An 11,074-nucleotide genomic window follows, 5' to 3' on the forward strand; every position below is an offset into this window, starting at 1 on the left:
CATGGAGAAAACCAATTGCCCCGACCGACGTCCCGGGGCGAACCTTGCACGGTTTGAGTCATTCACCTCGATTCATTCACCGAACAAGCCGTCACACCGAACCATGGGACGTCATGCAGATTCGCGATCTTCCCTACCCGGATCCCGGCGATCCCGATGTCCGGTCGGGCCCACGCTTCCTGCTCTGGCTCGGCCGCAATCAGCTCAAGGGCCAGCTCAGATCCATGTCCTGGGGCCTGCTGCACCAATGCTCCATCGCCGGGCTGCCGCCCGCCGTCGGTCTCGCCGTTCAGGCGGTGGTCGACCGTTCCGGCAGCCGGCTCGCGTGGTCGGGGGGCCTGATCGCGGTCCTGGGCATGCTGATCGCGCTGGGCGACACCATGCTCCACCGGACGGCCGTCACCAACTGGATCACCGCTGCCGCCCGGGTCCAGCAGCTGCTGGCCCGTAGGACCGCGGAGCTCGGCTCGGCACTGACCCGTCGGGTCGCGGCGGGCGAGGTGGTCGCGGTTTCCACGGGCGACGTCGAGAAGATCGGCTGGTTCGTCGAGGCCCTCTCGCGGTTCGCCGCGGCCGCCGCCGCCCTGGTGCTGATCTGTGCGGGGCTCCTCCTCTATCTGCCGTCGCTGGGCATCCTGGTGACCCTCGCCGTACCGCTGCTGGCCCTCGCCGTGCTGCCGCTGCTCCCCCGGGCCACCCGGCGCGCGGATCTCCAGCGCGAAAAGGCGGGCAAGGCCACGGAACTGGCTTCGGACACCGTGGCGGGGCTGCGGGTGCTGCGCGGGATCGGCGGCGAGGAACTGTTCCTCGGCCGCTACCGGCGTGCCTCCCAGGAGGTCCGCGAGGCCGCGGTGCGCAGCGCGCGGATGTGGTCGCTGATCTCGGCGATCCAGGTGCTGCTGCCGGGCGTGCTGCTCATCTCGCTGGTCGTGTACGGGGCGGTGCTGGCCCGGGACGGCCGGATCGACGTCGGTCAGCTGGTCACGGTGTACAGCGCGGCGACGCTGCTGCTGTTCCCGCTCCGTCACTTCGAGGAGATCGCGATGGCGTACTCCTTCTCGCGGCCTTCCGCCCAGCGCGCGGTCCGGGTGCTGTCGTTGCGCCGCACGGACCGGCCGTCGACCGTCGACGCGGCACCGGCCGGCGATCTGTACGACCCGGTCACCGGTCTGATGGCCCCGGCCGGCCTGTTCACCGCGGTGGTCTGCGGAGATCCGGACGAGGCGGGCCGACTGGCCGAGCGGCTCGGTGGTCACGCACAGGTGAACGCGGACACGGACGCGGATGCCGACAAGAGCGAGCGCGCCCCGGAGGCGGAGGGCGGAGCACGCGACTCCTCGGACGAGGACGCCGAGGAGCGGAGCGCCCCGTCCGTCCTGCTCGGTGGCGTGCCGCTGGACGAACTCCCGCTGGACTCCGCCCGGACCGCCGTGCTGGTCCAGGACAAGGACCCGGTTCTGCTGTCCGGGACGCTGCGCGAGCTGCTGGACGTTCCGTCGTCCGGCCGGGTGACCGCCGAGGAGGCGCTGACGGCCGCGCAGTGCGGCGATGTGCTGGACTCCTTGGCGCAGGCGTCGCTCGCCACGGACGGCGATCCGATGGCGACCCGGATCACCGAGCGCGGCCGGTCGCTCTCGGGTGGCCAGCGTCAGCGGCTCGCGCTGGCCCGCTCCTTGGTGACCGATCCGGAGGCGCTGGTTCTCGACGAGCCGACCTCCGCCGTCGACTCGCACACGGAGGCCCGGGTCGCCGCCGGAATCAAGGCACTGCGCCAGGGCCGCACCACCGTGGCGTTCGCCTCGTCACCGCTGCTGCTCGACCTCGCGGACCGGGTGGTGCTGGTGCACCGGGGCACCGTCGTCGCGGTCGGCGGGCACCGTGAACTCCTGCACACGGACCCCCGTTACCGGGCGGTCGTGACACGCGAGACGGACGACGAGATCGCGGCCCTGACCTCTCGGGGCGCGACCGTGACGATCGAGGAAATCGAGGAACGGGCATGATCGGCGTCGCAGTTCCGGCGTACGACCCGGCCGCGCCGGAGTCGGCGACGACCCTGCCGGTCGGCACCCCCACCACCGTACGGAGCTATGTACGCGAGCTGCTGCGGCGCCATCGCGGACGGTTCACCGTACTCGTCGCGTTCAACGCCATCGCTGTGATCGCGTCGATCGTCGGCCCCTATCTGCTGGGCGGGCTGGTCGAGGACCTCTCCGACGGGGTGCGGGACCTCCATCTGGAGCGCACCGCCGGGGTGTTCGCGCTCGCGCTGATCGTGCAGACCGTGTTCACCCGGCTGATGCGCCTGCGCAGCGCGATGCTCGGCGAGGAGATGCTGGCCGATCTGCGCGAGGACTTCCTCGTGCGGTCGGTCGGGCTGCCGCCGGGGGTGCTGGAGCGGGCCGGGACCGGTGATCTGCTCTCCAGGATCACCACGGACATCGACCGGCTGGCCAACGCGATGCGCGAGGCCGTGCCGCAGCTGGCGATCGGTGTGGTGTGGGCGGGGCTGTTGCTCGGTGCGCTCACCGTGACCGCTCCCCCGCTGGCACTCTCCGTACTGATCGCGCTGCCGGTGCTGATCCTCGGCTGCCGCTGGTACTTCAAGCGGGCACCGTCCGCGTACCGTTCGGAGGCCGCGGGATACGCCGCGGTCGCCGCGATGCTGGCGGAGACGGTGGACGCCGGACGGACGGTGGAGGCGCACCGGCTGGGTGCGCGCCGGGTGGCGCTGTCGGACACGCGCATCGCCCAGTGGACGGCGTGGGAGCGCTACACATTGTTCCTGCGCTCCGTGCTCTTCCCCGTCATCAACGTCACGTACGTGACGATTCTGGGCGCGGTGCTGATGCTCGGCGGCTGGTTCGTCATCGAGGGCTGGCTGACCGTGGGACAGCTGACGACGGGTGCGCTGCTGGCGCAGATGATGGTCGACCCGATCGGTCTGATCCTGCGCTGGTACGACGAGCTGCAGGTCGCCCAGGTGTCGCTGGCCCGGCTGGTCGGGGTGCGGGACATCGAGCCGGACGCGGGCGATGCGGGGGTCGTCCCGGACGGCCGGGACGTGCGGGCCGACGAGGTGCGCTTCGGGTACCGCGCCGGCCTCGACGTCCTGCACCGGGTGTCGCTGGACGTCGCGCCGGGGACGCGCCTCGCGCTGGTCGGCCCGTCCGGCGCCGGCAAGTCCACGCTGGGCCGGCTGCTGGCCGGGATCTACGCCCCGCGTACGGGCGAAGTGACGCTCGGCGGCGCCGAGTTGTCACGGATGAAGGCGGAGGACGTACGTGCGCATGTGGCGCTGGTCAATCAGGAGCACCATGTGTTCGTCGGTTCGCTGCGGGACAACCTCCTGCTGGCCCGTACGGGCGCCGAGGACGCCGAGCTGTGGGCGTCGCTGGCGGCCGTCGACGCGGACGGCTGGGCGAGGAGCCTGGACGAGGGGCTGGACGCCGAGGTCGGCTCCGGCGGTCTGGCGCTGACTCCGGCCCAGGCCCAGCAGATCGCCCTGGCCCGGCTGGTCCTGGCCGATCCGCACACGCTGGTGCTGGACGAGGCGACATCGCTGCTGGACCCGCGGGCGGCCCGCCATCTGGAGCGCTCACTGGCCCGGGTGCTGGACGGCCGTACGGTCGTGGCCATCGCACACCGGCTGCACACCGCACACGACGCGGACGTGATCGCGGTGGTGGAGGGCGGCCGGATCAGTGAACTGGGCAGTCATGACGAGCTGGTGGCGGCGGACGGCGCGTATGCGGCGCTGTGGCGGTCCTGGCACGGCTGAGCGGACCGCGTGGCGTCCGCGCGCCTGAGCGGTTTGGGGCGGGCGGACCGGCGGACGGGGAACACTGGACAGCCCCGGGGTACCACCCGCGGCAATCGGCGCATGAGTGTCGAGCTTGTGGTGGCCGGTATCTCGGGTGTGGTCGCGCTCGCCGGTGTTGCGCTCAGCGGTCGGGCGACGCGGAAACAGGCCTTGCTGAGTGCCGAGTTGGCGCAGGGGTCCGCCCGCCGCGCCCGGTCCGCGCAGCGGCAGGACGTGATGAGCCGCTACCGCGATCCGCTCCTCTGGGCGGCCTTCGACCTGCAGTCCCGCCTGGAGAACATCGCGGTCCGCGAAGTGGGCTTCCTGACCACGCACTACGCGTGCGGCTCACCGCGCACGCGCGAGTACGCACGCCGCAACACCCTGTTCGTACTCGCCGAGTACCTGGGCTGGGTGGAGATCATTCGGCTGCGGGTCAGGTTCCTCGACCTCGGTGACCGGGAGGACAACCGCAGGATCGTCGCCCTGCTCTTCGAGGTCGGGAAGGTCCTGAGCTCCGACCGGTACGCCGATGCCCGGTTCTCCCTCTTCCGCGGCGAGAGCTGCATCGGCTACGCCGAGTTCTGCCGACGCCTCGACACCGACTCCGCGTTCGCGGCCTGGTTCGACCGTCCGAGCGACGACATCGAAGAATCGGCGACGCGAACCGCGCCGGCCGGGCGGCTGGTCGATCTCAGGAATTCGCCGCTGGAACTGATCCAGTTCCTCGATCCTGACGGCGTGCGCTTCCCGGCGGACCAACGGCACCAGCTGCCCGGTCACCGGATGAGCCCCGATCGTGCCGATGACGCGGACCGCCGGTGATCCGGCGGCAGAGCCGCCCGCGGCCGTCAGATGAAGTTCAGCGCGGCCGCTCCGCCCACTCCCCCGAGCACCATGAACACCGGCATCAGCACCTTCAGCTCCACCCAGCTCCCGGCCCGGAACCGCATGCCCTTCGGCGGACCGATCGGGTACCAGCGCTTGCGGCCGATCGGGATGGGCCACAGGATCGGGCAGCCGGAGACGGTCAGCGCGTCGCCGATGTCGTGGACGAGGGCGCCGAGCACGATCGGCAGCCCGAGCCAGAGGTACTCCTGGCCGGGGGCGGTGAACAGCCAGTCCGAGCCGTTGCCCGGCTTGTCCAGGACGCCGGCCAGTATCCAGGCGCTGGTCGCGCCGAGCAGCCAGACCAGGACGTCGCTGGACATCCGGGCAGCCCGCCACAGCAGCCCTTCGACGGCGAGCACCAGGTGGACGAAAAGGATCCCCAGGACCGCCCACCGGCCGCCGGTGATCGCTGCGGCGGAGGCGCCGGCGCCGATCAGGACCGCCCACAGCCAGGTATGGGTCAGCGTCCGGTGGCCGCCGTTGCGGTTCGAGTCGCCGCGCATCCTGGTCGCCTTGTAGACGGCGTGCGAGAGCTTGTCGACGATCTCGCAGAGCCCCCGGGACACCGGCCCGAAGGCGCGCGAGATGGTCGCGGACTTGTGGTCGAGGTCCGGGGCCAGCGCGGCCCCGGCGGTGATCAGCGCCCCGACGACGAGGACGGGCCACGGCATCGCGTGGCCGGCGGCCGCCGCCGCCGCGCCCACCCCCAGCCAGGCCGCTGCCCCTGACAGAGAGTGTGCCGGTCCCATCATGGTTCTTCCCGCCCCCAGAGTCGTATCGCTGCCATTGCCGTTATGGCACGGCCGAGTTGAGTGGGAAGCGTATCGCCCGTGATCTTCATATGGTCGTCCGGTTCCCTCATCCGGGCGGAAGGCAGGCAAGATGGGGGCGTGACCCTTATCGATCAGCTGCCCCCGACCGACGACCCCGACGCCCTCTTCGAGGCTTTCTCGTCATGGACCGAGACACAGGGCATCACCCTCTACCCGGCCCAGGAGGAGGCGCTGATCGAGGTGGTCTCCGGCGCGAATGTGATCCTTTCCACCCCGACCGGTTCCGGAAAGAGCCTGGTCGCGGCGGGTGCGCACTTCACCGCGCTGGCCCAGGACAAGGTCACCTTCTACACCGCGCCGATCAAGGCGCTGGTCTCGGAGAAGTTCTTCGACCTGTGCAAGCTGTTCGGTACGGAGAACGTCGGCATGCTCACCGGCGACGCCTCGGTCAACGCCGACGCCCCGGTGATCTGCTGCACGGCCGAGGTGCTGGCCTCCATCGCGCTGCGCGACGGCAAGTACGCCGACATCGGCCAGGTCGTGATGGACGAATTCCACTTCTACGCCGAGCCGGACCGCGGCTGGGCCTGGCAGATCCCGCTGCTGGAGCTGCCGCAGGCCCAGTTCATCCTGATGTCGGCCACGCTCGGTGACGTCCGGATGTTCGAGGAGGACCTGACCCGCCGCACCGGCCGCCCCACCTCCGTGGTGCGCTCCGCGACCCGGCCGGTCCCGCTCAGCTACGAGTACCGGCTGACCCCGATCACCGAGACCCTCACCGAGCTGCTGGACACCAGGCAGTCACCGGTCTACATCGTGCACTTCACCCAGGCCGCGGCCGTCGAGCGGGCGCAGTCGCTGATGAGCATCAACATGTGCACCAAGGAGGAGAAGGAGAAGATCGCCGATCTGATCGGCAACTTCCGCTTCACCACCAAGTTCGGCCAGAACCTCTCCCGCTATGTGCGGCACGGCATCGGGGTGCACCACGCGGGCATGCTGCCGAAGTACCGGCGCCTGGTGGAGAAGCTCGCCCAGGCCGGTCTGCTGAAGGTGATCTGCGGTACGGACACCCTCGGCGTCGGCGTCAACGTCCCCATTCGCACGGTGCTGTTCACGGCGCTCACCAAGTACGACGGCACCCGCGTCCGTACGCTGCGCGCCCGGGAGTTCCACCAGATCGCCGGCCGTGCGGGCCGGGCCGGCTTCGACACGGCGGGCTTCGTCGTGGCGCAGGCGCCCGAGCACGTCATCGAGAACGAGAAGGCCGTCAAGAAGGCGGGCGACGACCCGAAGAAGAAGCGCAAGGTGGTCCGCAAGAAGGCCCCCGAGGGCTTCGTCGCCTGGTCGGAGACCACCTTCGACAAGCTGATCCAGTCCGACCCGGAGCCCCTGACCTCCCGCTTCCGGGTCACGCACACCATGCTGCTGTCCGTGATCGCGCGTCCCGGCAACGCCTTCGAGGCGATGCGGCATCTGCTGGAGGACAACCACGAGCCGCGCCGGGCGCAGCTGCGGCACATCCGCCGGGCCATCGCGATCTACCGCTCGCTGCTGGACGGCGGTGTCGTCGAGCAGCTCGACAAGCCGGACGCGGAGGGCCGGATCGTCCGGCTCACCGTCGACCTCCAGCAGGACTTCGCGCTCAACCAGCCGCTGTCCACCTTCGCGCTGGCCGCGTTCGACCTGCTGGACCCGGACTCCCCCTCGTACGCGCTGGACATGGTCTCCGTGGTCGAGTCGACGCTCGACGACCCGCGGCAGATCCTCGCCGCGCAGCAGAACAAGGCGCGCGGCGAGGCGGTCGGGCAGATGAAGGCGGACGGCGTCGAGTACGAGGAGCGGATGGAGCTGCTCCAGGAGGTCACGTACCCGAAGCCGCTGAGCGAGCTGTTGTGGCACGCGTACGACGTGTACCGCAGGAGCCACCCGTGGGTGGGCGACCACCCGGTCTCGCCGAAGTCCGTGATCCGTGACATGTACGAACGCGCCATGACGTTCACGGAGTTCACCTCCAACTACGAGCTGGCCCGCACCGAGGGCATCGTGCTGCGCTATCTCGCCAGTGCGTACAAGGCGCTTGAGCACACCATCCCGGACGACATCAAGTCCGAGGACCTGGAGGACCTGATCGCCTGGCTGGGCGAGATGGTCCGCCAGGTGGACTCCAGCCTGCTGGACGAGTGGGAGCAGCTCGCCAATCCGGAGGTGGAGACCGCTGAGCAGGCGCAGGAGCGGGCCGACGAGGTGAAGCCGGTCACGGCCAACGCCCGCGCCTTCCGGGTGCTGGTGCGCAACGCGATGTTCCGCCGGGTGGAGCTGGCCGCGCTGGACAAGGTGGGCGAGCTCGGCGGGCTGGACGGCGACGCGGGCTGGGACGAGGACGCGTGGGGCGATGCGATGGACGCCTACTGGGACGAGTACGAAGACCTGGGCACCGGTCCGGACGCCCGCGGTCCGAAGCTGCTGAGGATCGACGAGGACGCGGCGCACGGTCTGTGGCGGGTCCGGCAGACCTTCGCCGATCCGAACGGCGACCACGACTGGGGCATCAGCGCGGAGGTCGATCTGGCCGCTTCCGACGAGGAGGGCCGGGCTGTCGTCCGCGTGACCTCCGTCGGTCAGCTGTGAGGGCGTACGCCGTGGGGGCGGCGCCGCTGCGAGAGTGGAGACGGACGGCATGACGAATCCCGCCGAGCGCCTGGTCGATCTGCTCGACCTGGAGCGGATCGAGGTCAACATCTTCCGTGGGCGCAGCCCTCAGGAGTCCCTGCAGCGGGTCTTCGGCGGGCAGGTCGCCGGGCAGGCACTGGTCGCGGCAGGCCGGACCACCGACGGGGACCGGCCGGTCCACTCGCTGCACGCGTACTTCCTGCGTCCGGGGCGTCCGGGGGTGCCGATCGTGTACGAGGTGGAGCGCGTCCGGGACGGCCGGTCGTTCACCACGCGCCGGGTCACGGCCGTCCAGCAGGGCCGGACGATCTTCAATCTGACGGCGTCCTTCCACCGGCCGGAGGAGGCGGGCTTCGAGCACCAGCTGCCGCCGGCCCGCGAGGTCCCGGACCCCGAGGAGCTGCCGACCGTCGCCGAGGAGGTCCGCGACCACCTGGGCGTGCTGCCGGAGGCGCTGGAGCGGATGGCCCGGCGGCAGCCCTTCGACATCAGGTACGTCGACCGGCTGCGCTGGACGAAGGAGGAGGTCAAGGACGCCGACCCGCGCAGCGCGGTGTGGATGCGGGCGGTCGGCCCGCTGGGCGACGATCCGCTGGTGCACACCTGTGCGCTGACGTACGCCAGTGACATGACGCTGCTCGACGCGGTCCGTATCCCGGTGGAGCCGCTGTGGGGTCCGCGCGGCTTCGACATGGCGTCGCTGGACCACGCGATGTGGTTCCACCGGCCGTTCCGGGCCGACGAGTGGTTCCTGTACGACCAGGAGTCGCCGGTCGCCACGGGTGGTCGGGGGCTGGCGCGTGGCCGGATCTACGACCGCGGCGGCAATCTGCTGGTGTCCGTGGTGCAGGAGGGGCTGTTCCGCCGTCTCGGCGAATAGTCCGTGCCCGGTCAGATGCCGGGCAGCGGGTCCTGCTCGACCTCGTGGCGGCGGGTGCGGATGTCCGGCGGCGCCGGGTGGAGTTTGGCGTCGCAGGCGGGGCCGAGGCCGGTGCGGCGTGACTCCGTACCGGTGAGCGGGCGGCCGCACATGCGACAGCGCACCATCCGTCGCCGGGCGGTACGGCCTGCCTGATCGTCCTCGGGCGAGGGTCCGGTACCGGATCCGGGGAGGTGCTCGGCGGATTCCACGGATCGATCTTCTCAGGACGCCCGTCCACCGTGCGACGTCCGAGCAGCACACAAACGTCCGAGCAGCACACGACGGAGGAGTTCACTGGTGAGCAGCGTGCTGACATTGAGGCGGGTCGGGGTGGAGGTCTCGCCCGTCGGCCATGTCGTCGAGTTCGCCGACGCGCCCGGCGGCGCGTCCCGGGTGGTCGCCCATGTGGAGCGCGAACTGCCGGAGGGCGGGATACCGGCGTATCTCGCGGCCCGCAGGACGGGTGCGCGCTCCTTCGTCCTGTGGGCCGACCCCGAGCGCCGGACCCGGCTGGCCACCCTGGTCACCGCGTCCGCGGCCGACGGCGTCGCCACGTACCGGGTGCTGGGCGCGCAGGGCGAGCTCATCGGCACGCTCGTCCGCGAGAAGGCCCTCCACGGCAAGGGGCTGCGGACCCGCTGGACGGTCGCCCAGGCCGGCTGCCCGGAGGCGGTCGGTTTCAAGGGCCGGATCTTCTGGTGGTACGTGTGGTGGCTGCTGCTCCCCATCCAGGTGGCGATCGGCGTGGGCAGCCTCCTGAGCGGCGGGGGCGATGCGGCGCGCGGACCTCGGCGCATCGTCTGGCGGGCCGGCCGGGAGGTTCCGCTGGAGTTCTTCTCGGACGACGACGAGATCCATGTCCACGCGCCGTGGGTCGACTGGCGGCTCGCAGCCGCGCTGAGCGCGCTGATCCGCACCTTCGACAGCTGGATGGGCACGCCCTGGGACGACAAGCGCAAGTGAGGCGGGCGCGCGGGCCCGCTCGCACGGCCGGACCGGTCAGCCGGCGAGGATCCTGGCCTTCTGGGCCTCGAACTCGCTCTCGCTCAGCACACCCTGGCTCTTGAGGTCGCCGAGGTCCTTGAGCTGGGCGATCTTGTTGCTCATCTCGTCCTCCGGCGCGAGGGACGTGGGCGCCGGAGGCGGCGGCGCCGCAGGGGCGGGCCGGGGCTGCGCCTGCTCGGCGTCCTGCCGCGCCCAGCGGCCCGCCTGGCGCCGGGAGACCCGGTTGGAGACGGAGGTAGCGGTTCCGGCGATCACCGCTGTACGGGCGACGCCACGAAGAAGGCCTGGCATGGTGCATCTCCTTTGACTGGCTCTGCGAGAACGGCCGGCGGCCGGCTCCGCGAATCCGGCCGGCCCGGTACGGCGGCTCAGGCCCTGGACCCGGCCTCGGCCGCGTCGAGCGATGCCAGGACCTCCTGGATCGGGATGCGCCCGTTGGCGACGAGCCGCCCTCCGGAGCGGCGCAGGGCGGCCGCGAGCGGTCCGGCCCACACGTTCTCGTAGATGACGATCCCGGCAGCGCTGCCGGGTTCGAGAACCGCGCTCACCTCGTCGATGTCGTCCCGGCCGAGCAGGCCGGAGGACACGCCTTCGAAGACGGTGAGGTCTTCGTGGCCGTCCGCGGTCAGCTCGGAGAGTTCCACGCCCGCGACGGTTCCGTCCTGGTCCTTCCTGACGAAGACCAGGTCCAGGATCCGGATGATTCCCCGGTCGACCAGATCGACCAGCAGGGGCAGTCCTTCGCCCGTCATCCGGTTTCCCGGGAACTCGACCACCAGGTAGTCGATCGGCCCTGTCTCGTCGGTCTCGCTGCTCACACCGGCTCCTCGGAATCTCGACTGCCCCGCGTCCGGCCGGGGCCTGTGCCTCCGTCATTGGAGCAGTGGGCGGGCCGGTGCGCATCTCGATCGTGGACCTGGGGGGACGCGGACCCGTTGGGCCGTCGGAGGGGGAAAGAATCCCCCCCACGACCCAGCGGTGCGAACAGCGTCCCGCCCCTCCCCCCCC

The 11,074-nt window shown here is 71.0% G+C and carries 10 protein-coding genes; 6 read left to right on the forward strand and 4 right to left on the reverse strand.

Annotated features, from left to right (window positions below; all coding sequences use genetic code 11):
• Window positions 1-113: 113 nt before the first annotated feature.
• From ACFVX4_RS20140 to ACFVX4_RS20150, 3 genes are all read left to right on the forward strand, one after another.
• Window positions 114-2,003 carry an ABC transporter transmembrane domain-containing protein gene (locus tag ACFVX4_RS20140; RefSeq protein ID WP_389978936.1) on the forward strand — a complete coding sequence of 630 codons (1,890 nt, stop codon included), beginning with the start codon at window positions 114-116 and terminating at the stop codon, window positions 2,001-2,003.
• Window positions 2,000-3,781, forward strand: a complete 1,782-nt coding sequence (locus ACFVX4_RS20145) for an ABC transporter ATP-binding protein (RefSeq protein ID WP_389978939.1) — start codon at window positions 2,000-2,002, stop codon at window positions 3,779-3,781. Before ACFVX4_RS20140 ends, ACFVX4_RS20145 begins: the two co-directional genes overlap by 4 nt.
• A 102-nt stretch (window positions 3,782-3,883) precedes the next feature.
• Window positions 3,884-4,627 carry a hypothetical protein gene (locus tag ACFVX4_RS20150; RefSeq protein ID WP_389978942.1) on the forward strand — a complete coding sequence of 248 codons (744 nt, stop codon included), beginning with the start codon at window positions 3,884-3,886 and terminating at the stop codon, window positions 4,625-4,627.
• A gap of 26 nt (window positions 4,628-4,653) precedes the next feature.
• On the opposite strand, the gene ACFVX4_RS20155 is transcribed toward ACFVX4_RS20150, so the two are convergent.
• Window positions 4,654-5,445: a metal-dependent hydrolase gene (locus ACFVX4_RS20155; RefSeq protein WP_389978944.1), complete on the reverse strand. Its 792-nt coding sequence runs from the start codon at window positions 5,443-5,445 to the stop codon at window positions 4,654-4,656.
• 138 nt (window positions 5,446-5,583) lie between these two features.
• Here ACFVX4_RS20155 and ACFVX4_RS20160 point away from each other — a divergent pair, with 138 nt between their 5' ends.
• Together ACFVX4_RS20160 and ACFVX4_RS20165 are read left to right on the forward strand one after the other, a co-directional pair.
• Window positions 5,584-8,097 (forward strand): DEAD/DEAH box helicase, encoded by a 2,514-nt coding sequence (locus tag ACFVX4_RS20160; protein ID WP_389978947.1) that lies wholly within the window; start codon window positions 5,584-5,586, stop codon window positions 8,095-8,097.
• 49 nt (window positions 8,098-8,146) lie between these two features.
• Window positions 8,147-9,019, forward strand: a complete 873-nt coding sequence (locus ACFVX4_RS20165; protein ID WP_389978950.1) for an acyl-CoA thioesterase — start codon at window positions 8,147-8,149, stop codon at window positions 9,017-9,019.
• Window positions 9,020-9,030: 11 nt separating this feature from the next.
• On the opposite strand, the gene ACFVX4_RS20170 is transcribed toward ACFVX4_RS20165, so the two are convergent.
• Window positions 9,031-9,270, reverse strand: coding sequence for a DUF6011 domain-containing protein (locus tag ACFVX4_RS20170; protein ID WP_389978953.1), 240 nt, complete (start codon window positions 9,268-9,270; stop codon window positions 9,031-9,033).
• 88 nt (window positions 9,271-9,358) lie between these two features.
• Between ACFVX4_RS20170 and ACFVX4_RS20175 the strand changes: the two genes are divergently transcribed.
• On the forward strand, window positions 9,359-10,024 hold the full coding sequence (locus ACFVX4_RS20175) for a hypothetical protein (RefSeq protein ID WP_389978956.1): 666 nt from the start codon (window positions 9,359-9,361) through the stop codon (window positions 10,022-10,024).
• 36 nt (window positions 10,025-10,060) lie between these two features.
• Here ACFVX4_RS20175 and ACFVX4_RS20180 read toward each other — a convergent pair whose 3' ends face one another.
• Window positions 10,061-10,357, reverse strand: a complete 297-nt coding sequence (locus ACFVX4_RS20180) for an SHOCT domain-containing protein (RefSeq protein ID WP_385330837.1) — start codon at window positions 10,355-10,357, stop codon at window positions 10,061-10,063.
• 77 nt (window positions 10,358-10,434) lie between these two features.
• Window positions 10,435-10,884, reverse strand: a complete 450-nt coding sequence (locus ACFVX4_RS20185; RefSeq protein ID WP_266422901.1) for a DUF6325 family protein — start codon at window positions 10,882-10,884, stop codon at window positions 10,435-10,437.
• Window positions 10,885-11,074 lie beyond the last annotated feature (190 nt).

The organism is Streptomyces sp. NPDC058240 (assembly GCF_042882135.1).
Taxonomy (GTDB): Bacteria; Actinomycetota; Actinomycetes; order Streptomycetales; family Streptomycetaceae; genus Streptomyces.